The sequence below is a fragment of the Phenylobacterium sp. genome (assembly GCF_046290725.1).
Lineage (GTDB): Bacteria > Pseudomonadota > Alphaproteobacteria > Caulobacterales > Caulobacteraceae > Phenylobacterium.
This window is the reverse complement of the sequence record NZ_JBKBUH010000003.1, coordinates 110,755-136,420: the sequence shown is the minus strand read 5'-3', so window position 1 is coordinate 136,420 and position 25,666 is coordinate 110,755. Positions and strand designations below refer to the sequence as shown.

Annotated in this window: 20 protein-coding genes; 6 read left to right on the top strand and 14 right to left on the bottom strand. The window is 69.2% G+C overall.

Features of this window, described 5'->3' with window-relative positions; genetic code table 11:
- Positions 1-103 precede the first annotated feature (103 nt).
- Both ACK41C_RS17560 and ACK41C_RS17555 read left to right on the top strand, forming a co-directional pair.
- Positions 104-433, top strand: coding sequence for a hypothetical protein (locus tag ACK41C_RS17560; protein ID WP_409656901.1), 330 nt, complete (start codon positions 104-106; stop codon positions 431-433).
- Positions 354-2,036, top strand: coding sequence for a methyl-accepting chemotaxis protein (locus ACK41C_RS17555; protein ID WP_409656898.1), 1,683 nt, complete (start codon positions 354-356; stop codon positions 2,034-2,036). The genes ACK41C_RS17560 and ACK41C_RS17555 overlap by 80 nt, the downstream gene beginning before the upstream one ends.
- A gap of 151 nt (positions 2,037-2,187) precedes the next feature.
- Here ACK41C_RS17555 and ACK41C_RS17550 read toward each other — a convergent pair whose 3' ends face one another.
- The 7 genes from ACK41C_RS17550 to ACK41C_RS17520 form a co-directional block, all read right to left on the bottom strand.
- The gene (locus ACK41C_RS17550) at positions 2,188-2,820 is read right to left on the bottom strand and encodes a TetR/AcrR family transcriptional regulator (protein ID WP_409656895.1); all 633 of its coding nucleotides are present in this window, start codon (positions 2,818-2,820) and stop codon (positions 2,188-2,190) included.
- A 91-nt stretch (positions 2,821-2,911) separates the two neighbouring features.
- Positions 2,912-4,483 (bottom strand): AMP-binding protein, encoded by a 1,572-nt coding sequence (locus ACK41C_RS17545; protein ID WP_409656892.1) that lies wholly within the window; start codon positions 4,481-4,483, stop codon positions 2,912-2,914.
- Between the two features lie 11 nt (positions 4,484-4,494).
- Entirely contained in the window at positions 4,495-6,111 is a 1,617-nt protein-coding gene (locus tag ACK41C_RS17540; protein WP_409656889.1) for a carboxylesterase/lipase family protein, read from the bottom strand.
- Entirely contained in the window at positions 6,108-7,436 is a 1,329-nt protein-coding gene (locus ACK41C_RS17535) for a spinster family MFS transporter (RefSeq protein WP_409656886.1), read from the bottom strand. Before ACK41C_RS17535 ends, ACK41C_RS17540 begins: the two co-directional genes overlap by 4 nt.
- A 3-nt stretch (positions 7,437-7,439) precedes the next feature.
- Positions 7,440-9,698 carry a TonB-dependent receptor gene (locus ACK41C_RS17530; RefSeq protein WP_409656883.1) on the bottom strand — a complete coding sequence of 753 codons (2,259 nt, stop codon included), beginning with the start codon at positions 9,696-9,698 and terminating at the stop codon, positions 7,440-7,442.
- A gap of 201 nt (positions 9,699-9,899) precedes the next feature.
- Positions 9,900-10,517, bottom strand: coding sequence for a DUF882 domain-containing protein (locus tag ACK41C_RS17525; RefSeq protein ID WP_409656881.1), 618 nt, complete (start codon positions 10,515-10,517; stop codon positions 9,900-9,902).
- A 69-nt stretch (positions 10,518-10,586) separates the two neighbouring features.
- Entirely contained in the window at positions 10,587-11,969 is a 1,383-nt protein-coding gene (locus ACK41C_RS17520) for a murein L,D-transpeptidase (protein WP_409656879.1), read from the bottom strand.
- A gap of 232 nt (positions 11,970-12,201) precedes the next feature.
- Between ACK41C_RS17520 and ACK41C_RS17515 the strand changes: the two genes are divergently transcribed.
- Positions 12,202-12,750: a PEPxxWA-CTERM sorting domain-containing protein gene (locus ACK41C_RS17515; RefSeq protein WP_409656878.1), complete on the top strand. Its 549-nt coding sequence runs from the start codon at positions 12,202-12,204 to the stop codon at positions 12,748-12,750.
- 64 nt (positions 12,751-12,814) lie between these two features.
- Here ACK41C_RS17515 and ACK41C_RS17510 read toward each other — a convergent pair whose 3' ends face one another.
- The 4 genes from ACK41C_RS17510 to ACK41C_RS17495 form a co-directional block, all read right to left on the bottom strand.
- On the bottom strand, positions 12,815-15,262 hold the full coding sequence (locus ACK41C_RS17510; RefSeq protein WP_409656876.1) for a TonB-dependent receptor plug domain-containing protein: 2,448 nt from the start codon (positions 15,260-15,262) through the stop codon (positions 12,815-12,817).
- Positions 15,263-15,480: 218 nt separating this feature from the next.
- Positions 15,481-16,902 (bottom strand): amidohydrolase family protein, encoded by a 1,422-nt coding sequence (locus tag ACK41C_RS17505; protein WP_409656874.1) that lies wholly within the window; start codon positions 16,900-16,902, stop codon positions 15,481-15,483.
- Positions 16,903-16,932: 30 nt separating this feature from the next.
- The gene (locus tag ACK41C_RS17500) at positions 16,933-18,420 is read right to left on the bottom strand and encodes a CRTAC1 family protein (RefSeq protein ID WP_409656872.1); all 1,488 of its coding nucleotides are present in this window, start codon (positions 18,418-18,420) and stop codon (positions 16,933-16,935) included.
- 114 nt (positions 18,421-18,534) lie between these two features.
- Positions 18,535-19,602: a PLP-dependent cysteine synthase family protein gene (locus ACK41C_RS17495; protein WP_409656870.1), complete on the bottom strand. Its 1,068-nt coding sequence runs from the start codon at positions 19,600-19,602 to the stop codon at positions 18,535-18,537.
- Positions 19,603-19,894: 292 nt separating this feature from the next.
- On the opposite strand from ACK41C_RS17495, the gene ACK41C_RS17490 reads away from it, so the two are divergent.
- From ACK41C_RS17490 to metC, 3 genes are all read left to right on the top strand, one after another.
- The gene (locus ACK41C_RS17490) at positions 19,895-20,383 is read left to right on the top strand and encodes an Lrp/AsnC family transcriptional regulator (RefSeq protein ID WP_409656868.1); all 489 of its coding nucleotides are present in this window, start codon (positions 19,895-19,897) and stop codon (positions 20,381-20,383) included.
- 302 nt (positions 20,384-20,685) lie between these two features.
- Positions 20,686-21,234, top strand: a complete 549-nt coding sequence (locus ACK41C_RS17485; RefSeq protein WP_409656866.1) for an RNA polymerase sigma factor — start codon at positions 20,686-20,688, stop codon at positions 21,232-21,234.
- 19 nt (positions 21,235-21,253) lie between these two features.
- Entirely contained in the window at positions 21,254-22,438 is a 1,185-nt protein-coding gene (metC, locus tag ACK41C_RS17480; RefSeq protein WP_409656864.1) for a cystathionine beta-lyase, read from the top strand.
- 280 nt (positions 22,439-22,718) lie between these two features.
- Here metC and ACK41C_RS17475 read toward each other — a convergent pair whose 3' ends face one another.
- From ACK41C_RS17475 to ACK41C_RS17465, 3 genes are read right to left on the bottom strand one after another with little or no spacing between them, the layout of a single operon-like run.
- On the bottom strand, positions 22,719-23,462 hold the full coding sequence (locus ACK41C_RS17475) for an amino acid ABC transporter ATP-binding protein (protein ID WP_409656862.1): 744 nt from the start codon (positions 23,460-23,462) through the stop codon (positions 22,719-22,721).
- The gene (locus tag ACK41C_RS17470) at positions 23,459-24,544 is read right to left on the bottom strand and encodes an amino acid ABC transporter permease (protein ID WP_409656860.1); all 1,086 of its coding nucleotides are present in this window, start codon (positions 24,542-24,544) and stop codon (positions 23,459-23,461) included. The genes ACK41C_RS17475 and ACK41C_RS17470 overlap by 4 nt, the downstream gene beginning before the upstream one ends.
- Positions 24,541-25,665, bottom strand: a complete 1,125-nt coding sequence (locus tag ACK41C_RS17465; RefSeq protein WP_409656858.1) for an amino acid ABC transporter permease — start codon at positions 25,663-25,665, stop codon at positions 24,541-24,543. The genes ACK41C_RS17470 and ACK41C_RS17465 overlap by 4 nt, the downstream gene beginning before the upstream one ends.
- Position 25,666: the final 1 nt, after the last annotated feature.

Genomic DNA, 25,666 nt, shown 5'->3' with positions numbered 1-25,666 from the left:
ACGACCTCAACGCAACTTCATGTTGATACCTCGCCTCCAGCCGAGATGACATGCCCCTACAGCAGTAACTCGAAATAAAGGATGGTCGGGCGAGGATGGTAATGTGAATGAGCTTTCCAAACCTCGCGATCCCAAGTCTTCGGCTTGGGCGCCGGCGATCAGCCTTGCCGTGCTGGGCGCGTTCGGGGTGGCGGGGCTTTCTTTCAACCCCGTCGACCCGGCGGAAGCTGCGGCGCTCTTTCCGCCCTGGTGGAGCGAAAGCCACGTGATCGCAGCGGCCGACGAGGCCGGCGACGTCGTGGCGACGGCCCGTTCCCCGCATGTCGTCATCGTACGCGCGCAGCAGGGCGATATTGGCGATCGACTGCGATCGGCCGGCGCTCTCCTCGTCTTTCGGCCCTTCGGGGCGCTCTCCTGTCGTCCTGCGGTCTAGGTTCACAGCCATGTTTTCAACCATCGAACAACAACGGCGATTTGCGGACAGACTGATGGTGGGGACGCTCTGGGTGCTCTGCCTCGTGGTCGTGGTCAGCGCCCTGGTCGCGAAAGCGCCATGGCTGGGGCTTGGGCTGGGCGCAGCAGGCTTCGCCACCGCCTCCACTCTGACCTGGCGCCTGCATGCGGCCCCCGAAGCGACCCGCCTGACCATCGCGGTGGCGTTGATGGGCGAGGTTTCCATGCTGGTCGCCGCTCTGGCCGGGCAGCCGTGGCAGATCGACATGCATATGGCCTACTTCGCCGCGCTCGCCGCCCTCGTGATCTACTGCGACTGGCGAGTGATCGCGCTGGGGACGGCCGTCGTCGCCGTTCACCATCTCCTCTTGAGCTTCATCCTGCCCGCCGCGGTGTTCCCCGGCGGCGGCGACCTGGGCCGGGTCGTGGTCCACGCCGTCATTCTGCTGTGCGAGGCCGGGGTTCTGATCTGGGCCTCCTCGAACATCGCCCAGATGTTTACGACGTCGGCCGCAAGTCTTCAGCGGGCTGATCTTGCCCTGAAGGAAGCCGAGAGCGCGCGCGCCGCCGCGGAGGCCGCACAAGCAGCTGAGCTTAGCGCCAGCGCCGACCGGCGCGCGATGCGGGAGGCCGTGGAGCGCGAGAACCAGGCCTTGATGTCAGGGCTGGCTGAGGCCCTCAAGCGGCTTCAGGCCGGCGACCTTTCCTATCGCATCCGCGAAGTCTTTCCCGTTCAGTTCGAACCGATGCGCGCCGATTTCAACACCGCTTTGGATGTGCTGTCGCAGGCGATGCAGGATGTGGTTGCCGCCTCCGATTCAATCGGCTCAGGCGCCCGGGAAATCTCGGCGGCGGCCTCTGACCTGTCCCGCCGCACCGAGACCCAGGCCGCAAGCCTGGAGGAGACGGCGGCCTCGCTCGATGAAATCACCGCCACCGTCAAGCGGTCGGCCCTGGGCGCCAAATCCGCTGCCGGCGTGGTCGGCGAGGCGCGGGGCGTCGCCGGCGCATCCGCCGAGGTCGTGGCGAAGGCTGTGGCGGCCATGGGACAAATCGAAGCCTCGGCCGGCCAGATTGGGCAGATCATCGGGGTCATCGATGAGATCGCCTTCCAGACGAACCTCTTGGCCCTCAACGCCGGAGTGGAGGCTGCGCGTGCAGGCGAAGCCGGGCGCGGCTTTGCGGTGGTCGCCTCCGAGGTGCGCGCGCTCGCCCAGCGATCAGCCGAGGCCGCGAAGGAAATCAAGGGCCTCATCATGGAGTCGAGCTCGCAGGTGGGGATCGGCGTCCAGCTGGTGGGACAAACCGGCAAGGCTCTCGACGCCATCGTGACGAAAGTCGCCGAAATCGACGAGCTGGTGGTGTCGATCTCGGCAAGTGCGGAAGAGCAATCTCTCGGCTTGGCTCAGATCAACACGGCGATCAATCAGATGGATCACGCCACCCAGCAGAACGCGGCCATGGTCGAGGAGTCGACCGCCGCCAGCCACCGACTGGCCGGAGAGGCCGCAAGGCTGGCCGAGGCCATTGGGCGATTTGAACTCGGCGCGCTCGCCGTGGGCACGCGAAAGGCGGCGGCTTAGGCGCATCGAGCGTTTCGCCGCGACGCTCGGCGAAGGCTTGAGCGTTCTGTGATCTTCGCGACCCCGATGGGCCTGAGGCCCCGCCCCACGCCTGGGGCTGGCCCGCTAAGGTCGAAGAAGCTGAATTATCGCGGGTCGCCCCCCGCCCCCGTCAGGTTCGCGACGCCGCCCGGGCGTTGCAGATCTCGAGGAACCCGGCGGCCATGAAGCGGGCCATGCGCTGCTTGATCGCGACGAAGTCCTCCGAACGGCACAGCCCCCCCGAGAGCTTGTCGATGCGGCCGGTTCGGGCGAGCGTCACCATCAGGGCGCCGGTGACGAAGTGATAGCCCCAGAAGATGTCTTCCTCGGAGCAGTCCGGCAGCGCCTTCTTCAATAGGCCGATCAGGCGCAGCACGACCGGGTCGAAGTGCTGGTCCATCAGCTCGGCGCCCCATTCGGGGGTGTTCGAGACGAGCGCGCCCAGGGCGCCATAGTTCTTCCAGCCCTCGCCGCCCTGAATGTAGAGATCAAGGTCTGTATCCAAGAAGGCGTGCAGAGCGCCCTCGACCGTGGGCTTGCCCCCGGTCGCCGCGTCGTACTCGTCCAGCGCCCTCATTCGCCGCTCGCTGGTCACCGCCGCTCGCCGGGCGAAAACGGCGTCGAAGAGCTTCTTCTTGTCCTCGAAATAGTAGTTCAGCAGCGTGTGGTGCACGCCCACGCGCTTGGCCACGTCCTTCAAGGTGACGCCATAGAGGCCGTGCTTGGAGAAGAGATACTCCGCCGCATCGAGGATCTGCTCCATCGACTCGGCGCGCTGTTCGGCTTTCTTGGAAGTCCGCCGGCTTTTGGAGGGTTCTGGCACTCAGGTTCTTTCGGTCGGGGCGCGGGGGGCGTCAAGTCGCGACGCCGCCGAACTCCGCCCGCAGCCGCAGCTTGTCGATCTTGCCCGTCGCGGCGAGCGGCATGGCGTCCAGCCGGACCACCTCGTCGGGGATCCACCAGCTCGCCACCTTGCCTTCGAGCGGCGCCAGCAGCGCCGCGTCGCTGGCGCCGGGTTCGCGCAGCTCCACCAGCAGGATCGGCCGCTCGCCCCATTTGGGATCCTGCCGCCCGATCACCGCCGCCAGCGAAACCTCGGGCAAGGCGCTCACCACCGCTTCGATCTCGGCCGGGTTGATCCACTCCCCTCCGGACTTGATCAGGTCCTTGGCGCGGCCGGTGATGGCGAGGTTGCCCGCCTCGTCGATGCGGGCCAGGTCGCCGGTGGCGAACCAGCCCTCGGCGTTGGTCGCAGGCTCCGCCTCGCCGAAATAGCGCTCCACCACGGCGGCGCCGCGGACATGGAGATGGCCTTCGATATTCCGTTGCTGGGCGAGCGGCCGTCCTTCGGCGTCGGCCACCATCAGGTCCACACCCACCGCCGGCCGTCCCGAAAGGCCGGCGGAGCGGACAGGATCGTGCGCCGAGGCCACGGTTCCGGAGGGCGAGAGCTCGGTCATGCCCCAGCTGGTCTGGACGATGACGCCGAGCCGACGCTCCAGCCGCTCCATCAGGGCCGGCGGCATGGGCGCGCCACCGACGACGATCCGCTTCAGGCTCGGAACCTCGCCGCCTTCGGCCTCGAGATGCTCCAGGAGGCCCAGCCAGACGGTCGGCACGCCGACCGCGATCGTCACGCCCTCTGCGCGGATCAGGCGCGCAAGGCTGGCCCCGTCGGCGTTTCGCCCCGGCAGCACCAGATTGGCGCCCGCCGCCGGCGTGGCGAACGGCAGCCCCCACGCGTTGGCGTGGAACATCGGCACCACCGCCAGCACCGTGTCAGCCCCCGTGATCGCCATGGAGTCGGCCTGCAGGGCCCGCAGGGTGTGCAGATAGCTGGCCCGATGGGTGTAGGTCACGCCTTTGGGTGCGCCGGTCGTGCCGGAGGTGAAGCAGAGGCCGCAGGGCGCGGTCTCCGGAAACTCACCCCAGGCGAAGCCGTCCGGCGCGTCGGCGATCAGCGGCTCCAGGGCCTCGGCGCCCTCCAGCGCCGGCCCATCGATCGCCAGCAGGCGGACCTCCTGCGGGACGAGCTGGGCGATCCGCCGCGCCAGATCCGCAAGATCGGCGCTGAAGATCAGCACCCGCGCGCCCGAACGCGCCGCCATCGCTCCGAGGTGCTCGGGCGTAAGCCTTGGATTGAGGGTGTGGCAAACCGAGCCCATGCCCATCACGGCGAACCACGCCTCCACGTGGGCCTGAGTGTTCCAGGCCAGCGTCGCCACCTTGTCGCCGAGGCTCACGCCAAGCCCGGCCAGCACCGCCGAGACCCGCCGGCTGCGCGCCATCAGTTCGCCATAGCCGATCTTCTCGACCCGCCCGTCGTCGCGCGCCGTCGCCACCCCGGCGTCGGGGCGCCACTTCGCAGCATGGGCCAGGAACTTGTCGAGCGTCAGCGCGAAGGGCTGCATGGCTCCGTCGATCATCGCAACTCCCGTTACTCAAGCGGCGGCGCGACGACGCCGACATTCCAATTCCAGGGGGTGTCGCCCTTGGCGCGGCGCCGGCGGACCACCTCCTCGTGCAGTTCGTACATGCCGGGCGCCAGGCGGCGTTTCGGGCGGGGCGTGTCTTCGAAGGCCATGTAGGCCCGACCCTCACCGTACGACGGCCAGGCCGGCTGGCCGGACGCCGTGGGGACCCCGCCCTTCACGAAGGCCGTCCAGTAGCCCTGGATCGCGTCGGTCAGCCGCCGTTCGGAGCTGGAGCCCGGCGGCTTGGGCCAGAGCGGCGGGGTTCTGGCGTGGGTTCCAAAGACGTAGGGAATCTCGGCGGCGTGGAAGGCGTGCAGGTCCGCCGCCTGGGCGGCCGGATAGCCATGGTCGAACAAGTAAAGGAACGCCGGCTGGTCCAGGGCCGTCTGGCTGACCGCCAGCCGCTCGGCGGTCCAACCGTAGAGCCCGTCGCGTGGCGCGGCCAATATGCTCTCGGCAAGGTCGCTGGCGGGGTAAAGGCGCAGATACTCCTCCGCCAGGTCGCCGTAGCGGCTGCGGATCGCCTGTTCGTAGGCGGCCGCACTGGCCGGTTTCGGCGGCGCCAGGATTCGCAGCGAGCGGATTTCGCCCTGATTGAAACCGGCCAGCACCGGCACAGGCGCCTGCTCGCCACGGTCGAACACCTCAACCAGCTGGCGCGGCAGCACCTTGCCGTCGATGGTCCCCCAGGGTTGGAAGCCGGCCTTCGGCGCGTGCTCGACCAGGCTTGCCGCATCCATGGATCGCAGGGCGGCGAGGCCATTCGCGCCCAGCCGCTCGGCCAGTTGCAGCCCCCGCGTCTCGGCCGGCGCCTCGCCGAACCGCCTCTCCTTCAGCTCCGGCGTCGAGACCATATAGGCGCTCTGCAAGATCGCCTTGTGGAAGAGGCCCTGCGCCGACGGCGAAGCCATCAGGTACATGATGCTGAGCGCGCCGGCGGATTCTCCCGCCACGGTGACGTTTCCAGGGTCGCCGCCGAAGGCCGCGATATTGCGCCGAACCCATTCGAGCGCGGCGACCTGGTCGAGCAGGCCGTAATTGCCGGAGACGCCGTCGGGCGACTCCGCGCTGAGCTCGGGATGGGCCAGCCAGCCCAACACGCCGAGCCGATAGTTGATCGACACCACGACGATCCCCCGCCGCGCCAGCGCCGCGCCGTCGTACATGGCCTCGCGGCTGGAGCCCCCCGTCAGCGAGCCGCCATGGATCCAGACCATCACCGGCGCGCCGTGGGCCTTGGCGGGCGTCCAGATGTTGAGGGTCAGGCAGTCCTCGCTCAGCTGAGGCAGCTCGCTGGCGTAGATGCTGGTCGCCGGCGTGCGCGGCTGCAGGCAGGCGGGCCCGAAGGCGGTCGCGTCCCGAACCCCCGCCCAGACCGCCGCCGTCGCCGGCGGCTTCCATCGGCGCTCGCCCGTCGGCGGCGCTGCGTAGGGGACGCCCCGGAAGGCGTTCACCTCGCCTAGGGCCTGCCCACGAACCGCTCCCGCCGGAGCCTCGACCACGGGCGCCGGGCGGGCCGACGCTGCGGCGGCGCTCAGCATCGCGACCAGCGCCAGCCCTGCCCCAAGCCAGAGCCTCATGCCCGCGCCCCCTGCCGCTGCAGCACGCGGGTCAGAGCCAGGAACAACCCTATGGCCACCGCATACACCGGCGTCAGGGCATAGAAGGCCAGCTGCAGCGAACTGCCCGGATGGCTGTCGCGGAAGGCGTCGCTGACGGCGCCCACGAAGGTCGGCCCGACCCCCATGCCGACGAGGTTCATCACCAGGAGCAGGAGCGCGCCCGACAGTACGCGCTGCCCCGGCGCAACCTCCTCCTGGACCAGCGCCACCGCCGAGGAGAGATAGAAGTAGTTGAGGAAAGTCGGACCCAGCAGGAAGGCGAGCGCCAGCGGCCAGCTCGGCGCCCAGACGAAGGCCAGATAAGGCAGGATCGCGAGCGAGAGGGAAAGGGCCGGGACGAAGGCGTAGGCCGCTTTGGTCCGGCGCGTGAACCTGTCGATCACCCGGCCGGAGACGAAGATCCCGCCGCCCATGCCGACGATGACCACCAGGGCGTACCAGAGCGAGACGTCTTCCAGCGTCATGCCCTTTTCGCGCATCAGGAACAGCACGGTGAAATTGCCCGCGCCGTAGGTGACGATCTGGGTCGCCGCGGCGGCCGAGGCGACCAGCGCGAGCGCCGGCGTCGAAAAGAACATCCGCACCGTCGCCCAGAAGCCTGCAGGTCCGCTCTCTTCCGCAGCAGATTTGCGCTCCGGCGCCGGGTCGAGGCCGCCGCGCACCGGCTCCTTGACCCCGAACATGACCACGAAGGCCGCGACGATCCCCACCGCCCCCAGCACCAGGAAGGCCATGCGCCAGCTATAGGCCGCCGCCAGGGCCGCGCCGAAGGCCACGCCCAGGGCCTGGCCGATCGGGGGGCCGAGATTGAACAGGCCCAGCGCAGTTCCCCGCCGGCCGGGCGGGAAATAGTCGGTGATGATGGCGTAGGACGGCGGCACGCCCCCGGCCTCGCCCACGCCCACGGTCATCCGGGCGACGACCAGCTGCGGATAGCTGGCCGCCAGGCCGCAGGCGACCGTGGCCGCGCTCCAGAGCCCGCAGGCGAAGGCCAGCACCCGCACCCGATTGGTCCGGTCGGCGAGCCACCCGACCGGGATCGAGATCAGGCAATAGAACAGCGCGAAATAAAGCCCGCTGATGAGGCCGAGTTGGCCGTCGGTGACGCCAAGCTCATCCTGGATCGGCTTGGCCAGGATCGAGAGCAGCTGCCGGTCCAGAAAATTCAGCACATAGACGAAGCAGAGGATCGAAAGCACCCACCAGGCGCCCTTGGCCGGCGGGGCGGCCGCAGCGGCGCCCGAAGGGCCCGCCGCGGCCAGCGCATGGGGAGGATGCGCCATGGCTTAGAAGTCGTAACCCAGGCGCACGCCGATCGTGCGCGGCCGCTGGACGGCGAACCGGCTGGCGAGGAACGCCTCGGGGTGGACGTAGGTGATCTTGCGGCTATCGAAGAGGTTCTCGACATAGGCGCCCACGGTCAGCCGGTCGTAGGCCACCGCGAACGTCGCATTGACGTTGGTGTAGGCCTCGGTGTGGGCGTAGGTCGGCATCGGGACGGTCGGACGGCCGGGCGTGTTGGGGAACAGGCCCGGGAAGCTGCCCACCCGCTGGACCGTGGCCGAGAGGTTCGCCCTCGCCTCCGGCGTCAGATCGAAGCCGTAGTTGACAAAGACCGCCCCCTGGAACCGTGGAGCCGCCAGCCGGGCGCCTTCCACGGCCCCAGAGATCGCCGCTTCGGTCGGCGAAAGCTTGGTCACCTTGGCCTCGATGATCGAGCCGTTCAGGCCCACCGTCAGCCCCTCGGCCGGCAGGGCCATGATCTCGAACTCGAGGCCCTTGGAGACCGCCTTGCCGATGTTGGTGGCGAACTGCACCGAGTCCGACACTCGGTTGGCCTGAACCTGGATGTTTTCCCAATCGATCCAGTAGGCCGCCAGGTTGGTGGTCAGGCGGCCGTTCAGCCAGCGGCCCTTGAGGCCGATCTCGTAGTTGGTCAGGTCGTCGGAGTCGGCCCCGAACGGAATGATGATGTCGTTGGGATCCACCACGCTGGCGCGGCCGGCGAAAGCGTTGACCACCGGCGTGCGGAAGCCGGTCGAGACGGTGGCGTAGGTCGTCACCGCCGGGGTCGGCTTGTAGGAGACGCTGACCTTGAACGAGGGGCCGGTCTCCTTGGCCTTCACGCCCGTGGCCGGCGCCACCTGGGTGACGACCAGGGGGCCGGGATAGAAGGGATTCAGCGCCGCGGCCAGATAGTTGCTGGTATAGCCGCCTTCGACGAAGGACTGGGCTTCGAAACCGCCGTAACGCATCCCGGCGGTCACCCAGAACTGCTCGTTGAAGCGATAGGTCAGCTCGCCGAAGCCGGCCAGTTCTCGCGAGTTCGTGTGGTTCTGCTGGCGCTGGTAATATTCGTCCGGCAGGCCGGTGAAGCCGCGGAGCGCCAGATAGTCCGGGCGGGAGCGGTAGTTGTAGTCCACGTCCCAGCGACGATCGAGGTAGAAGCCCCCGATCACCCAGTCCCACTTGCCGCCGGGATCGGAGGCCAGCCGCGCCTCCTGCACGAACGTATCCATATAGGCCAGCGCATCGAGGCCGAAGGCGATGCCCAGCGGGCCGAAGGTGCCCGCCAGGTCCACGAAGAACTTCTGGTCGAATTCAGACCAAGTCGAGGAGCTCAAGAGCTGAGCTCCGTTGAACTGGTACTCGACGGTGGCGTTGTAGCTGCGAAGCTTACCTTGGAAGAGGTCCGGCCGGTCGGACACCCGGATGTCGCGGCCAAGGTTGGGGCTGACGATCGAGGAGTCGCGCGGCCGGCTGTCCTCGTGCGAGGCCAGGAGCTTGATCGACAGACGATCGGTCGGCGTCCACAGCAGGCTGACCCGGGCGCCCCAGGCGTCGAGAGTGTTGGCGTTCGCCTGACCGGTGCCGATGTTGTCGATATAGCCTTCCTCGTCGCGCACGAAGCCGACGGCGCGGACGGCGAGCTTGTCGGCCACCAGCGGGATGTTGACCATCCCGTTGTAGCGCTGGCGCAGCGAGTCCGAGCCGGTCAGGCCGTAGTCGACCAGCACCGAGGCGTCGAAGGCGGTTGCGTCGGGCTTCTTGGTCAGGATGCGCAGCGCGCCCGACAGCGAGCCCGAGCCGAACAGCGTGCCCTGGGGTCCGCGCAGGAATTCCACCCGCTCCACATCGTAGAGGTTGGGATCGAGAACCGTCGTGTTGCCGATCGTCGAGATCGGCAGCTCGTCGATATAGACCGCCACCGTGCTCTGCAGGTTCGCGCCATAGCCGTTGGTGGCGATGCCGCGGGCGGTGAAGTTGTTGAAGTTGGCGCTGGGCCGGTTCAAGACCACGCCTGGGGTCTCCACCGCCAGGCCTTCATAGCCGACGATGCCCTTGGCGGTGAGCGTCTCCTGCGAATAGGCGGTGACGCTGAGCGGCACGTCCTGCAGCCGCTCGCTGCGGCGGGTGGCGGTGACGATCACCTCGCCGATCTCCACGGCTTGCGAGCCGCCCTCCCCGCCGGACGTCTGAGCCGCCGCCGGTGCAGCGACGGCGAGCGCGGCGGCGCACGCCGAACCCCATAGGAACGCCCTCATGTCTACCCTCCCTGACAACGCCGGTCGCTCGCCGGCCTGAGGGAAGGATGAAACGGACTCAGGCGCAGAGTCAATATTCACTCTCACGTGCGTGAATATCTTCACTGCGACGCAGACTTGACGGCTCGCCTATTGGCGGGAGCGCCTAAGGTGTGCGACTTCGGGTTTTTGGGAGGTGGCGCTTTTCGGGGATGCCGCCCGTCAGGCGCCGGTCCAGCGGCGCACACGACCCACGTCCACATGGACGAAATCCGACACCGGATAGAAGCCGACGCCGCCGGCGCCCAGGTCGAGCGCAGCCTTGTGGAGATGATGCAGATCGACGCCCTGGATCCGGATATCCAGCGCCTTGCCGTCCATGTGCAGGCTGCGCTTCGCCACCCCGGAGTTCTTCGCACTCAGCATGTCGTTGGTTCGAGGCGACCGATAACCCGAGATGATCTTGAAGGGTCGGCTCGCTTCGAGCCGAGTCCGAAGCCCATCGAGAATGTCGAAAAGGCCCGGGTCGATGGGATGCGTCTCGCCCGTGCGCCAATCGCGAAGAACCTCGTCGGCGGTCCTCAAGACCTCGGGCACATAGCCGCCGTTCTCGTAATAGGCCGCTTGAAGCCTCTCGCCCGTATGCAGGCTCTCGACGAAGAGAGTGCGCACGTCTGTCGCTGCGACCGGACCAGGGGCAGGCGCCGCCGCGGCGTGCAGGTCTGCGGACGCTCCATGCGAAGCGCCGCGATCCAACGCCGGTGAGAGCAGCTTCGGGGAAGCCGCCGCCAGCACGCCGGCGCCGGCTCCCAGTACAATTCGTCGTCTGGCGAAGTCCATCAGCCTGCTTATCGCTCATGCGCTCAGGCGCGCGCACGCCGCGCAAGCTGAGGCCGAGGCCGGCTCTGTTCAAGCTGGGCTAGGTGTTTTCGCGTCAAGTCGCCGCAGAACGGCTTCATCCCACCCATAGACGTCGGGCCGAAACGCCACCTGGCCGCCCGTCGTCGGAAACGCGGTCCAGTACATCAGAAGCACCTGCAGCGGCCGCTCAAGAGCCACGTTCCTGGTGTCTCCCTGGGCGAGCGCCTCGTCGACCCGACCAGGCGTCCAGCCGGCGTGCGCCTCGAGCACGACCTTGGCGAGATCGACCGCTCGTTCCAGGCGGACGCAGCCGTGGCTGACGGTGCGCTGCGGGCGTGAGAAGGCGGCTTTGGCCGGCGTGTCGTGGAGATAGACGGCGAACGGGTTGTCGAACTGGAATTTGACCCGGCCCAGAGCGTTCTTGGGCCCGGGCTTCTGCTGGAGGCGAAGGCCCAGGCCCGGGGGATCTAAGATGAAACCTTCCCGGGCGAGGTAGCCGGGGTTCTGCGCCTCCTTTGGGAGGAGCTCGGCCTCGGCGATGGAGTCGGGTACGTTCCAGGGCGGGTTCAGCACCACATGGTCGATGTCCGAAACCAGGATCGGCGTTTCGTCTCCGGGCTTTCCCGCCGCCGCCAGCATCCGCATCGACGCTTGGCCATTCTGATGGAGAACCATGAGGCCTGCTGCGGCGTTCACCTCCACCCGATCCGGCGAAGGCTCGCGCGGCGCCCAACGCCAGCGCTCCAGGTTCGCCCGAATCTGGGCTGCACGCGCCGCCGGAGAGACGTTGAGCGCCTTCAAGGTTTCGGCGTCCACCGCACCGGTGGCGCGAAGTCCGTGGCGGGCTTGGAAGGCCAGGACCGCTTGCCCCAGCGCCGGATCGAACGGCGCGTCCGGCTCGGACCAAGCCAGATCGCCCTCCGCCGCAAGCCGCTCACGAAGCGCCCGAACATGCGGGCCGCCGGCGCCGGCGCGGAACGACGCACCCGCCGGGACGCTTGGCCAACCGCCCGATTGGGCGATCTTCAGGTAGTCGCCATAGGCCACGCGCAAGGCTTCATATTCCGGCGCTTGCGGGGCCAGGCCCTGAAGCCAGGCGTCAACCCGCCGCTCCTGAACCGCGGCCCGGAACTCCGCCTCGGCGTCGAAAGGCGCCGGGCGCATCGCCCAGTCCTTGCGCCGCTGATCGCCCGTAAGGGCGTGGCCGCGCATCGCTCCGGCGTAAGCGAGGATCGCAGCGCGCAAGCCGGCGTCGGCCTCCGGCCCGCTGAGCTCGTCGATCCGCTGCTCGCCAAACGCGCCGGGCGCGAAGCCATGGCTGGGCGCTTCTGCAAGCGCGGTCCGCAGGGCCTTCCGATCGGAGCGGCGCAGCCGGGCTTGGCCGGTATCGGCGCCCTCCCCCGCACGCAGCGGGATATCGCACGCGCTCAAGGCGAGGGTCAGCGAAGAACTCGAAGCCGCAACGAGAAAGCGGCGGCGATGCAACATGGAATCTCGACTCGTCTCGGCAGATTGCGCCGTCCCTCACGTTTCAAGACGCAGCGTCGCCGAAAAGGTTGCCTGCCGCCCCGACGCTCCGCCTGAGCGTCCCGTTGGCGCGCCGGTTGCACGTGGCGTCGCAAGCCGGCGCCTCGCCGTCGCATTTTGAACCACGGGGAATGACATGAAGGTCTGGCTCAAATCGGCGCTCGCCGCCGCCGCCCTCCTCACCGCTTCGGCCGGCTCTGCATCGGCCGCGACCGTCGTCGGCGCCTGCAGCCCGGCCGACATCAGCCCCGATGCGGTCGCCTGCAGCGGCTGGTACCAGGGCAACCTGCTCAACGCCGCCAATATCCAAGCGCAGAAGGACGGGCTGGCGCTCATCGGCTTCACCTGGGACGGCGTCTGGTCGGTGGTCGACGCCACCAAGATCAATCCGGTGAACGGCGTCTACGACTTCGCCGCCCTGCTGAACGGCGACACCTGGATCGGCGTGCACAAGGGCAAGGGCGGCCAGGGCGGCTTCGAAGGCACGGCCTTCTTCAGGCTGACCGCCGACAATCTCGACACCTTCACCCTGGATCTGAAAGGCGGATCGTCCGCGGTGCTCTACTTCACCGGCGGCGGGGCGGTTCCCGAACCCTCCACCTGGGCGCTCCTGATCGCCGGCTTCGGCCTGGCCGGCGCGGCCCTGCGCCGCCAGCGGACCACGACGGCCGCGGCGATCGCTTAGCGCTCGAATCGAGGCTTCGGCGAAGCCGCCTCATCGGCTCCGCCGAACGCCTCTGGTCCTGGCGCTAGAAGTTCACCGTGACGCGGCCGTAGTAATAGCCTCCATAGACGCCGAACGGGGAATTGGCTCCGAAGGGCGCAAATCCGTTGGTGTCGGGCACGGTGTTGCGGTCCGGATAGATGTCGAACAAGTTGTTCGCACCCACCGCCAAGGCCACGCGTTCATTGACTTCGTAGCCCACCTCCAGATCGGTCACCCACTTGGCGCCGTAGTGCTGGTCGAAGGCCGGATTGTTGTTGATGTTGTCGAACTCGCCGTACCGGCTCTCGCGCAGGTTCACGCGCCAGCGGTCATAGGTCCATTCCGCGCCGAGCAGCAGCTTGGTGCGCGGGGTCGAGAGCGTCACGGCGCCCTGCTGCTGCCGGTCGAAAAGCGTAAGGCCAAGGCCAGCCAGTTCGGCGGGATTGGCGGCTATGCTGTCGATCCGCGTCTTGTTCCAGTTGAAGCCCAGAGTGAACCGAAGCCGGCCCCAGTCGTCGAGATTGTGGGCGTAGGACCCGACCACGTCGACGCCCGTCGTATTGGTGTCGATGGCGTTGGCGAAGTAGCGAACCGACAGGTTGGACGGCAGGCCGTTGCGGGTGAGGACGGCCGCCACGCCCGAGCCGGACAGCAGGCCGGTGAGCGCGATCCGGTCGCGCAGTTCGATCCGGTAGGCGTCGACCGTCACCGAGAGCCCGGCCAGGGGCGTGAGCGCCAGGCCGACGCTGTAGTTCGTGGAGGTTTCCGGTTCCAGCGGCCGGGCTCCCAGCGCCTGGCCGACTGGGGAGTCGGGCCGCACGGTCTTCGACTCCACGAAGGTGAAGACGCCGTTGACGATGTTGGCCTGGTTGGAGGTCTGGGCGTAGCCCTGCTGCGAGAGCGAAGGCGCGCGGAAGCCGTTGCTGACGGTCGCCCGCACCGCGATCGCGTCGTTGACTTCGTAGCGGGCCGAAATCTTGCCGCTCAGCACCTCTCCGGCTGAGTCGTCGTACTGTTCGTAGCGCCCGGCCGCAGCCAGGAAGAGCCTGTCGGTGACGTCGAGGCCGAAGTCCACATAGGCCGCATAGTTGGCGCGGGAGATGTCGGCCTCGTCGGCCGGGGTGAGCGTCACCGCCCCTTGCGCGCCGACGCTGGCGGCCCGCCCGGCTAGATTGCCGTAGCCGGCCGGATAGACATAGCCGCCAGCGGCGTAGGCCAGCGGGTCGCCGGCCTCGGTGCGATACCGCTCCCACCGGTACTCCGCGCCGGCGGCGACGGTCAGCGGCCGCTCGCCCAGCACCTGGACCATCCGGCTGACGTCGAGATTGGTGGTCCACTGCTCGAACCGGGAGGTGAAGGTGTGGAAGCTGGTGGGGCTCGTCGGACCCAGCGAGGCGTTGAGGGTGTTGGTCGAGCCGTGGTCCACCTCGTTGCGGCCGAAGGTGGTGCTGAGGTCCATGTCCCAGCCCCGCGATTCCCACCGAAGACCCGCCGTCGCCTGGAAGTCGGTCTCGTCCAGGGTGTAGTTGGGCGCAAAGCCGTCGGGATAGATCTGGATCAGGTTCTGGTTGCTGTTGGGCCGGCGGAAGCCCTGCCCCACCACCGCCTCGCGGAAGCCGATCGTGCCGGAGCCATAGAGGTCAAACCCGCCGAGCGGCTTGCCGGCGTTGAGCGACAGGGTGGCGGCCTTGGTCTTCGGCAGCCCTCCGCGATAGAGCTGGTAGCGGTTGGCCGCGGCCTCGCGCGGATCGGGCGAGCCGTTCGGCAGGTTGAAGTAGAGCTGGCCGGTCGTGTTCACGCCCCGCAGGGTGTCGTTCTGCCGCTTGGCTTCGAGCGCCACGGTCAGGAAGCCGTCGTCGCCCAGGGCCAGGCCGTGAAAGAGGTCGGCCTGCACGGTCTCGCCGTCGGTGACGCCGTTATAGGCGTAGCGCTGGCCAGCGTTGAGGTTGAATCGCCCGCCCTCGCTGTCCTTGCGCAGGATCACATTGATGACGCCGGCGATGGCGTCGGAGCCGTACTGGGCGGCCGCGCCGTCGCGCAGCACCTCGATGCGCGAGATGGCGCTGGCGGGGATCAGGTCGAGATCCACCGGATTGCCGCCGTTGGACAGGTTGCCGGTGTTGAGATTGATCAGCGAGCTGTTGTGGCGACGCTTGCCGTCCACCAGGACCAGGACGTGGACGCCGCCGAGCCCCCTCAGGCCCGCGGGGCGCGCGATGCTGTCCCAGGACGAGGATCCCACGGTCTGGGCCTGGAAGGAGGGGATAAGCTGGGTCAGCACGTCGCGCAGGGGTGTGGCGCCGCCCATCTTCTCGATCTGCTCGGCGCCGATCACGTCGATGGGCGCGGGGCTGGAGACGACGGTGCGCGCCTGGCCGCGGCTGCCGGTCACCACCACCTCGGCGACTTCGTCGGCGGGTTGGGCGAAGGCGGGCGCCGCCAGGGCCGCCCCAAGAAGAGTGGTGGACAGAAGCAGCGATCGGGAGGTCATGGCGGGGTTCGGGTCCAGAAGGATGTGACGGGACAGGGACGCTTGGCAGGTTGGGGAGGGACAACCCGGAGCCGAACTCGGTTTCCGCGAAGCGCCCCCGCCCGCACAGCCTTAAGAGACGGATAGCCGCGCGATCTCCACACCGCCCAATCGGGATTTCTCTTCGTGAACGGAGTTTTGCTCGCGCGACGGGGGATCGACGATGCTTCGCGGGCCGCTCACCGCGTCTCTTCGGGCGGCGACGGCTTGGCCAGCGGAGCCGAAACGTGGCGCGGGACGACCACCTGGCCGCCGGAAACCCACATCTGGCCGTCCTTGAAGACCTTGTCGATCCTGGCGAGATCGTCGAGCGACTCGTCGGGCCGACCGTCCACCACGATGAGGTCGGCGAGCTTCCCCGGCTCCAGCGTTCCCAGCTTGTCGCCCATCGCCAGGAGCCGCGCATTGGTGCGGGTGGCGGCGATCAGGGCCTCCGGCACCGTGTAGCCGCCCTTCACGAACCACTTCAGCTCGGCGATGTAGGGGTTCGGGATCATCTGATTGACCCGGCCGATGGTGTCGGTCCCCACCCCCATGGTCACGCCGGCCGCTTTCAGCTTCTTGAACATGTCGAAATTGGACTGGCTGGTCATGGTGAAGCGCCGCGAGGTCGAGCCGTAGAAGCCGCCGGCCGTGTCGAGCACGTTCTGATAGACCTGCAGCGTCGGCACCGAGGCGGTCTTCATCTTCGCCATCAGCGCCACGGCCCGGTCGGACCGAGGCAAGGGGTGCTCGATCATGTCGACGCCCGCCGCAACGGCGCGCTCGACATAGAGGGTCTCGCAGTCGCAGGTCACGGGCAGGCCGAGGGTATGCGCCTCGTCCACCGCCGCCTCGATCTCCGCCGGCGAGAAGTGGCTGGCCACCTTGATGACGCCGGCGCCTTGCTTGAAGGCCTCGCGAACCGCGGCGCGCCAGGCGTCCGCACCATTCCGCTCCCACTGATAGGCCGGCCCGTGATTGGGGGTGATGGGCCTTTCCGTCGCGTGGCCGCCAGTCCCGGTGATGATGTGGCCGGCCGCGAACACCCGCGGCGCCGGCAGGCGATTGGCGGCGCTCCAGCGGCTGAGCTGGAAGGGCGCGTCGAGAACGCCCCCAAGATCGCGCACCGAGGTGAAGCCCGACTCCAGGAACCAGCGCAGGTTCCGTGCGCCGCGCAGCACGCCGTCGCCTTCGGTGTCCTGCTCGTCGATGGGGGTGTCGGGATCGGGGTAGGTCATGTGCACGTGCATGTCGATCAGCCCCGGCATGACCGTCTTGCCGGAGACGTCGATGACGACCGCGTCGGGGGTCCATTCCACCCGGCCGGGCGGGAGGATCGCCTTGATCGTCCGCCCCTCCAGCACCACCGTCGCGGGATAGGCGGCCGTACTGACCGCGTCGAAGACCCGGCCGCCGGTCAGCACGGTCTGCGCGCCCGCGGCGGGACCGGGACGCCTGGGAATGCGCTGGGGATCGTCGGTGGTGGCGACGGTGCGCGGGAGCACGTCGTCACGCGTGTTCATCGGGGTTTGCGCCTGGGCCGCCGTGGCGGCCGCAAACGCCAGGGCCACAAGCGCGATGCGGGCCTGAGAGGAGGTTCGGAACTTGGGAGCGGGCATGGAAACCACCGGGTTCGAGTTGGGCGGGTGTCAGGGCGCTGGGGCGCGGATCTGGAGCACCGATCCGGCGAATTCCTGCGGGTCGATCGTCCGCCGCACCACCCGGCGGCCGGCCGCGGTCAGATAGGTCGCCTCCACGGTCACCGCAGAGGCGTCGCCGACGGCGAGGTGCACGGGCGAAGCGCTCTGGGAGTTGTAGCCGCCGCCGGTGTCGACGATCCGCGCGCCCAGCAGGCGCCCGTCGGCGCCGAACACCCGCACCTCCGCGCCCGGTGCAAGGCTGCGCCCCGAGGCGTCCAGGGGCGCGATGCGGAGCGAACGACGCTCGCGCGCGCCCGACGAGACGTTGCGGTAGATCCGGGCGCCGCCGACCTGGTTGTCGTTGTGGGTCAAGGCGAGGTCGAGCGCCCCGTCTCCGTCGAAGTCGGCCCACTGCACGCCGTGATCGGCGCCGGGCGCGGCGAGCGCCTCCGGCAGGGCGCTGTCGAACCGCCCGCCGAGATTCCGGTACAGCAGGTCCGCAAGCGCCGGATCCGGCGTACGGAAGGTCGTGACATAGAGATCCTGCCAGCCGTCGTGGTCGATGTCGGCGAAGGCCCCGGCGACGTGATGCTCGTCTCCCACGATGCCCGCGCCGCCGGCGACCTCTTCGAAGGTCCCGTCGCCCCGGTTCCGGTGCAGCCGGTTCGGCCCATAGGCGGCGACGAAGAGATCCAAGCGCCCGTCGTTGTCGTAATCGGCGACGGCGCAGCCGACGGAGCCCTCGGTCGCGGGGCGGTCCAGAGGCGTGAGGCCGAGTTCCTCCGCCACATCGACGAAGCGCTCGCCGTCGTTGCGGAAGAAGCCGTCGCGGTCGCCGGCCTGGTTGGCGACGAAGAGGTCGAGATCGCCGTCCTGGTCGAAGTCGAACCAGCAGGCGCCGACGCTCTTGCGCGGATCGGCGAGGCCCAGGCTGGGCGCGATGTCGACGAACCGGCCGCCGTCGTTGCGGAACAGCTGGTTGGCGCCGGCCCGCTGGGCGACGAAGAGGTCGAGGTCGCCATCGTTGTCGAAATCGATCCAGGCGACCTGCCGCGTGCTCGCCTCCGGCGGCGCGACGCCGAGTTCCTGGCCCACCTCGGCGAAGCGCCCTGCCCCCTCGTTGCGGAAGAGCCGGTTGCGATGGCGCGGATTGGCCGACGTGCCGACATAAAGGTCCAGGCGGCCGTCGCCGTCGTAGTCGCCCCAGGCGAGCGCGCGTGCGTCGGGCCCGCCGGCGTCAAGGATCGGCCCGGAAACGAACCGGCCGCCGAGGTTCCGCATCAGTATGACCTGGCCGTCCTTGAAGCCGACGGCTAGGTCCAACCACCCGTCGCCGTCATAGTCGCCCCAGGCGTTGGCCAGCGCGCCAGGCTTTTCCAGCTCGGGCGCGGGCTCGCGAACGAACGCGAAGTCCCGCGCGTAAGACGGGCCGGCGATCACGGCGGCCGCCGCCAGGACGGCGCCCGCCGTGCGCCTGAGATTCGTCTCGATGATCATTCGAAGCTCCCGACGCCGCGCCCGCCGCTCACCGGCGGCGTGGTTCCCGACCCAACAGTGACGGAACCTGCCCCGAAACCCTCATGTCCAACGAGACGAGAATCGCAGGCGGGCTCAGAAGACCTGCAGGTGCTCGAACTCTATGCCCGGGGCGAGATAGTCCGGACGCGCCGGCTCCTCGCGCGCCAGGTCCGTGGAGAGATAGCGGGCGCTGTTGTCGCAGAACACCGTCGCCACGACCGGCTCGCCGTCTCGCGCCAGGGCCACCTTCACGGCGGCCACGAGATTCGCGCCGCTGGAAATCCCGACGCCGAGACCCAGCGACGAGGCGAGCCGCTGCGCCATGAGGATGGCGTCGCCGTCGGGCACGGCCACGACCGACGCCAGTTCGTCCAGCTTGACGATATCCGGAATGAACTCGTCCGACACGCCCTGTATGCGGTGACGCCCTACCTTGAAGCCCGTCGACAGGGTCGGCGACTCGGCCGGCTCCACCGGATGGACGGCGACCGCCAGACCTTGATCCCGGAAGTAGCGGGCGTGACCCATGACCGTCCCTCCGGTTCCCACCCCGGCGACGAAGGCGTCCGGCGTCGCCCCGGCGACGGCCATCTGGGTCAGCAGTTCGGGCGCCGTCCCTTCGTAGTGGGCGCGCCAATTGTCCGGATTGGAGAACTGCCGCGAAAGAAACGCGCCGGCCTCGGCCGCGTGGCGCTCGGCGCGGGCGATCGATCCGAGAAAGCCCCCGTCCTCGTGGGACACCAGGCGGATCTGCGCGCCGTGGCTGGCCAGCAGCGCCCGCCGCTCGGCGCTCATCCAGTCGGGCATGAAGATGGTGACCGGATGGCCCAGCGCCCGCCCGATCGCCGCCAGGGCGATCCCGGCGTTGCCGCTGGTCGCCTCGACGATCTCCTGACCGGGAACCAGTTCGCCGCGGGCATAGGCGCGGGCGAGGATGTTCATCGCCATGCGGTCCTTGATGCTGCCGGTGAGGTTGTAGGCCTCGAGCTTGGCGTAGACCCTGATGCGCCGCCCCTTCGCACGCAGCGCCAGGGCGACGAGCGGCGTGCGGCCGATCAGGCGGGCCAACGCCGCGATGCGGTCGCCGCCTCGCGCTTCCTTCGAAACGCCGGAGAGCGCGGAAGGATGACGGGTCGGGACGGGCGGAAACGGGTGCAGCAAGAAGCGATCCTGGCAGGGGGCGGCGAGACGCGGGCGAACCGGCCGTCGCCGCCGAAGGGTTAGGGCTAAGACGGAGGCGCCGCCGATCCCCTCACCCCGCCGCGCCAAAATTGCTGCGAAATCGGGCGTCGAGCGCCCAATCGCGCAGCAGTCCGCCGCCCGCCATGGGCGATGCCCAAGCCTGCTCGCCGTAAGGGGCGCATGGACGACGGCGATCGGGACGGCCTATGAGGTGACGACGCCCCGGGCCGGCCGGCCAGCCCGCACGCGCCGATGAACAGGGAGAAATCGCATGAAGCGGCCGGCAGATCTCGACGCGGCGGACATCCGCATCCTGGCCGTGCTTCAGGACGACGGCTCGCTTTCGGTGGCGGCCGTGGCCGAGCGCGTGAACCTTTCCACGAACGCCTGCTGGCGGCGGATAAAGCGGCTCGAGGACGAAGGGGTCATCAAGCGCCGCGTCGCCCTGCTCGACGCCGAAGCCCTGGGCGTCGGCGTGACCGTCTTCGTCAGCGTCCGCGCCGCCGAGCACAGCGAGGCGTGGGCCGCTCAGTTCTCCGCAGCCGTCGACGCCATCCCCGAGGTCGTCGAATTCTATCGGATGAGTGGCGAGACCGACTATCTGCTGAAGGTGCAGGTCGCCAGCATCGCCGCCTATGACGGAGTCTATAAGCGCCTGGTTTCGAAGGTCCGGCTGACGGACGTGAGCTCCGCCTTCGCCATGCAGGAGCTCAAGCACACCACCGCCCTGCCGCTCCCCGATCCGAAGTCCGCCGATTGACGGGCGCGTCGACGCCGAGGACCTGATGGACTTGAGGTCGGGCGATACGAGCGCGCGCCGCCTCGCCGGCCGACCACCGGTCGATTAAATCACCAACCGGGCGAGATGTCGCTCATGAGGTTCGAGATTTTCCACTTTGTGTGGATGAACATCCCAAATAGAAGCGATTTTGGCCAAAATTCGGTGAGGATTCCCCACCCGCCTTCATGACAGATTGATGGCGGCAACGGGGAGCGCAGCGTGGGATTCGAAGCCGCATCAGACCTGAAGCAGGTCCAGCGCATCGGGGCGGAGTCTCGGCCATGACCGGGCTCACGCAGGCGGAGGAACCCGGGCGCGGCAACCAGGTCATCGCCATGCTCTGGCCCTACATGCCCGAGCTGCGCGGCTACCTTCGCAAGCGCCTGCCGCCGGCCGAAATCGACGACGTCGTGCAGGACATACTGGTCCGCCTGGTGCGCCGCGGCGACGCCGGCGCCGTGGAGTTCCCCCGCCGCTATCTCTACCAGGTCGCCCAGGCGACCCTGATCGACCGGCACCGTCAGGAACGCAGCCGTTGCGTCCCGTTCCACTGCGAACTGGGCGAAGCCCGCCTGCCCCACGACGAGCTTTCGCCCGACCGCTTCGTCCTCGCCCGCGACGAGATCCGGATGGCGCAGGAGGTGCTGGCCCGCCTGCCGGAACGCACCCGTCAGATCCTGCTGGCGGTCCGGATCGAGGGGGCGAGCCTGAAGGAAGCGGCCGCCCGCCACGGCATCTCCACAAGCGCCGTCGAAAAGCACCTGAGCCGGGCGCTTCGCGCGCTCTCCGAATCCGTCCGCGCCGCGCAACCGCCGGCGCTGGCCAGCTGACGCCCCTTTCGAGTCCCAGATGAACGATCTCTCCGGATTTTGCGAAACCACCCGCGCGCTGCACAACGGCGCGGCGCCCGCCGGGCTGCTTCGAACCCCCAGCCCGGTCGTCCAGCGTGGCTCGACCGTCCTGCTGCCCACAGCCGAGGCGCTCTACGACACCTCCCGCACGACCTACGGGCGCGGCGGGCTTGCGACCCATCAGGCGCTCTGCGAGGCCCTTTCGGATCTGGAGCACGCCGAGCGCACCTTCCTCTATCCTTCCGGGCTCTCGGCGATCACCGGCGTGCTGCAGGCGCTGACCGCCGCCGGCGACCACATCCTCGTCACCGACGCCGCCTACAATCCGACGCGCCGGTTCATCGAGGGGACCCTTCGGCGCTTCGGCGTCGGCGCCACCTATTACCCCGCCTGCGCCAGCGCCGAGGAGATCGCCCAGCTGATCCAGCCGAACACGCGGCTGGTCTACATGGAATCGCCCGCCTCCCTCACCTTCGAGATTCAGGACGTGCCGGCCATCGCCGCCATGGCCCAGGCCCACGATCTCGTCACCGTGGTGGACAACACCTGGGCCTCAGGCGTGCTCTTCAAGCCCCTGGACCACGGCGTCGACATCAGCATCCAGGCCCTGACAAAATACGTGTGCGGCCACTCCGACGTGTTCATGGGTTCCGCCGCGGTGCGGGGCCCGGCGGCCGAACTCCTGGCGCGCAGCAGCTACGAAGTCGGCTGGGCCGTCTCGCCGGATGACGCCTATCTGGCCCTGCGGGGGCTGCGCACCCTGCACTCGCGCCTGGCCCATCACGGCGCCTCGGCGCTGCAGGTGGCCCGTTGGCTGCAGGATCAGCCCGAGGTCGCGGAGGTCTTGTGCCCCGGCCTGCCCGGCGCGCGGGGTCACGAGCTCTGGAAGCGCGACTTCACCGGCATGTGCGGCCTGTTCGGCGTGATCCTCGAACCGGCGAGCGAGGGCGCGGTGAAGGCGATGGTCGAAGGGCTCATGCTTTTCGGCCTGGGCTATTCGTGGGGGGGCTTCGAGAGCCTGGCCCTGCCTTGCGATCCTCAGCTGGCGGCGCGGGTCTGCGACCCTGCGCGCGAGGGACCGCTCCTTCGCCTGCACATCGGGTTGGAGACGCCGGCGGACCTGATCCGGGATCTGCGCGGCGGCCTCGATCGCCTGGCGTCTCATGGGGGAGTTCGGGACTGAGCAGGGCGGCGGCGGCCAGGTCCCAGGCACGGATCGCCTCCTCCCACGCCTGGGCGCGGCCTTCCCCGCCGGAGCGCCAGGCCTCGAACGCCGCCATCGTCGTTTCGCTGCGGTCGTCGCGCAATCGGAGCAGCCAGGCGACGGCGGCCTCCAGGGCGTCGTCCGGCGTCGCGCTCTTACGGCCCATGCCGACCTCCCGGAATTGCGCCCCAGCGGGCGCGCATCCTGAGGTTGCCAGGGAAGCGGGAGGCCCGCCAGCGGATTGCTCGATCCATCGGAGTCACGCGCGAATGCGGCCGACGAAGGCGCGAGCGCGGGGCTCGCGCGGCGCGGTGAAGAAGGCCTCCGGGTCCGCCATCTCGACCACCTCGCCCTGGTCCATGAACACCACCCGGTCGGCCACGTCGCGCGCGAAGCCCATCTCGTGGGTCACCACCACCATGGTCATGCCAGTGTCGGCGAGCCCTGTCATGACGTCGAGCACCTCGCCGACCATCTCCGGATCCAGGGCCGAGGTCGGCTCGTCGAACAGCATGACCTCCGGGCGCATGGCCAGCGCGCGAGCGATCGCGGCCCGCTGCTGCTGGCCGCCGGACAGCTGGGCGGGGAACTTCCGCGCCTGATCGGCGATCCGCACCCGCTCCAGCAGCGCCATCGCCTCGGCTTCGGCCTCGGCCCGCGGCCGGCGCGCCACGTGCACCGGCGCCAGGGTGCAGTTGTCGAGCACGGTCAGGTGCGGGAACAGGTTGAAGGACTGGAACACCATGCCGGTGACCTGGCGCTCCGAACGCCCGCGCCGGCCGCGGGCGTCGACAGGCCGCCCGCAGACCACGAGTTCGCCCTCCTCGAAGGTCTCGAGCCCATTGACGCAGCGGATCAGGGTCGACTTGCCCGATCCCGAGGGCCCGAGGACCACCACGCGTTCGCCCGCCCGGACCTGGAGATCGACGTCGCGCAGCACGTGGTGCTGGCCGAACCACTTGTTCAGCTGGCGGATGTCGATGGCGATCGAGGACTCACTCACGGCGCAGGCTCCCGCTTGGGGGCGGCCGACCGGCGCTCCAGGCCGGCCGACCAGCGCGACAGGGAAAAGCAGACGATCCAGAAGAGGACGGCGACGAAGACGTACGCCTCGGTTTCCAGGCCCTGCCAGGCGAAGTCGGTGACGGCGTTCCGCAGGACGCCGGTCACATCGAGGATCCCGATCACATAGATGAGCGAGGTATCCTTGAAGAGGCCGATGAAGCTGTTGACCAGGGCGGGCGTGGCGATCCGCAGGGCCTGGGGCGCCACCACCAGCGCGAAGGCGCGGACGGGATCCAATCCCAGCGCGCGCGCGGCCTCCGCCTGCCCCGCCGGCACGCCCAGCAGGCCGCCGCGCACGGCTTCGGCCATGTAGGCCGCCTCGAACAGCGTGATCACGATCATCGCCCGCGTCAGCTTGTCGAAGGTGACGCCCTGCGGGGTGAACAGGGGCGCAACGACCGCCGCCGCAAACAGCAGGACGATCAACGGCGCGCCGCGGACAAGCTCGATGAAGGCGACCGACAGGCCCTTCACCACCGGCAACCGGGACAGCCGTCCGAGCGCGAGGGCGATGCCGATCGGCAGGGCGAACACCGAGGCCGCCACGCCGATCAGGAAGTTGAGGAAGAAGCCGCCCCAGTAGTCGCTCGGCGCCCGGGGAAGGAGGCCCGCCCCGCCCATCACGCCGAAGGCCGCGACCACGCCGAGGGGCGCGACCAGGGGGGTCAGAGCGATGGTGCGGCGGCTGAGCGCCGGCAGCAGCCCTGCAAAGAGGCAAAGCGCCGCCACCGCCACGCGCCACAGGTGGCCTTCCGGATAGAAGCCGGCGAGCACCTGCCGCCAGCGGGAGGTGACGATCGCCCAGCAGGCGCCGCCGCCCTGGCAGGCCGCCTTGCTCTCGCCGAAGAAGGTCGCGTCCAGCACCGCCCAGCGGAAGAGCGGCGGCAGGATCCAGGTGAGGAGCACGGCGAGAAGGACGGCGGCCGCCAGGTCGCCGGGCCGTTCGCGAACCAGCCGCCGAAGCCGTTCGCTCAAGGCCGGGCGGGGCGGCGGGCGGGGGGATGCGGAGCAGGCGCTCATCGGCTCGCCCAGCGCCCTTGGCGCCGGCTCCAGATATTGACCGCAGCGCTGAGCGAAACGCTCAAGGCGACGTAGAACAGCAGCACCAGGCCCAGCGTCTCGATGGCCTGGCCCGTCTGGTTGAGGCTGGTGCCGCCGAAGGTGGCGACCAGGTCGGGATAACCCACCACCACGGCCAGCGACGAGTTCTTCAGCAGGTTGAGATATTGGCTTACGAGCGGCGGAGCCATGATCCGCCAGGCCTGGGGCAAGGCGACCAGGCGGAACGCCTGAGCGTCGCTCAGACCCAGCGCCCTGGCCGCCTCGGACTGTCCGGCGCCGACCGCGTCGAGGCCGCCTCGAACCACCTCGGCGATGTAGCCGCCGGTATAGACCGTAAGCGCGACCAGCAGTGTGAACAGCGGCGGCGAGACCTCGAAACCGCCGGCGAAGCCGAAGCCCTCCGGGCGCGGCAGGCTGATCCCGGATACGAAGGCCGCCAGGAAGAGGGCTGCAGCGGCGGCGCCAGCCACTGGCGCGGCGACGGCGGGGACGGCGCCGCGCCGCCTGCGCAAGGCGAACCAGGCCCAGATGGCGGCGGCGGCGATGGCGGTGAGGCCGAGCATCGCCGCGGCGGCGGGAATCTCCCAGACCGGGGCGGGCAGATAGAGCCCGCGATTGCTCAGATAGCCGAAGCCGCCGAGCGAGATCGCCGCCCGCGGCGGCGGCGCGGCCGTCACCAGGCTGTACCAGACCAGCAGCTGGATCGGCAGGGGCGTGTTGCGCGCCGCCTCGACGTAGCCCGTCGCCACGGTGCGGACCGCCACCGATCGGGCGCGCCGACCCAGCCCGGCGATCAGGCCGACGAGGGTCGCCAGCACGATTCCGGCGCCGGCCACGGCCAGCGTGTTGAGCGCGCCCACCAGGAAGACGCGGGTGTGGGGATCGGTGGGCGCATAAGGGATCAAGGTCTGGGCGATGTCGAAGCCGGCGGGGCGGTGCAGGAAGGCGAAACCGCTCGCCAGGCCCCGCGCGCGCATGTTCCCCAGCGCCGTATCGGCCGCCAGCCAGACGAGGCCCGCGACCAGGGCGAGCAGCGCCACCTGCAGGGCGATCGGCTTCCAGCGAAGGGCGCGCGTCACG

Bases quoted from the DNA above. Each gene is read 5' to 3' on its own strand.
- ACK41C_RS17550 (WP_409656895.1), bottom strand. From the start codon at position 2,820: ATGGAGCAGATCCTCGATGCGGCGGAGTATCTCTTCTCCAAGCACGGC.
- ACK41C_RS17545 (WP_409656892.1), bottom strand. From the start codon at position 4,483: ATGATCGACGGAGCCATGCAGCCCTTCGCGCTGACGCTCGACAAGTTC.
- ACK41C_RS17540 (WP_409656889.1), bottom strand. From the start codon at position 6,111: ATGAGGCTCTGGCTTGGGGCAGGGCTGGCGCTGGTCGCGATGCTGAGC.
- ACK41C_RS17535 (WP_409656886.1), bottom strand. From the start codon at position 7,436: ATGGCGCATCCTCCCCATGCGCTGGCCGCGGCGGGCCCTTCGGGCGCC.
- ACK41C_RS17530 (WP_409656883.1), bottom strand. From the start codon at position 9,698: ATGAGGGCGTTCCTATGGGGTTCGGCGTGCGCCGCCGCGCTCGCCGTC.
- ACK41C_RS17525 (WP_409656881.1), bottom strand. From the start codon at position 10,517: ATGGACTTCGCCAGACGACGAATTGTACTGGGAGCCGGCGCCGGCGTG.
- ACK41C_RS17515 (WP_409656878.1), top strand. From the start codon at position 12,202: ATGAAGGTCTGGCTCAAATCGGCGCTCGCCGCCGCCGCCCTCCTCACC.
- ACK41C_RS17510 (WP_409656876.1), bottom strand. From the start codon at position 15,262: ATGACCTCCCGATCGCTGCTTCTGTCCACCACTCTTCTTGGGGCGGCC.
- ACK41C_RS17505 (WP_409656874.1), bottom strand. From the start codon at position 16,902: ATGCCCGCTCCCAAGTTCCGAACCTCCTCTCAGGCCCGCATCGCGCTT.
- ACK41C_RS17500 (WP_409656872.1), bottom strand. From the start codon at position 18,420: ATGATCATCGAGACGAATCTCAGGCGCACGGCGGGCGCCGTCCTGGCG.
- ACK41C_RS17490 (WP_409656868.1), top strand. From the start codon at position 19,895: ATGAAGCGGCCGGCAGATCTCGACGCGGCGGACATCCGCATCCTGGCC.
- ACK41C_RS17485 (WP_409656866.1), top strand. From the start codon at position 20,686: ATGACCGGGCTCACGCAGGCGGAGGAACCCGGGCGCGGCAACCAGGTC.
- metC (WP_409656864.1), top strand. From the start codon at position 21,254: ATGAACGATCTCTCCGGATTTTGCGAAACCACCCGCGCGCTGCACAAC.
- ACK41C_RS17470 (WP_409656860.1), bottom strand. From the start codon at position 24,544: ATGAGCGCCTGCTCCGCATCCCCCCGCCCGCCGCCCCGCCCGGCCTTG.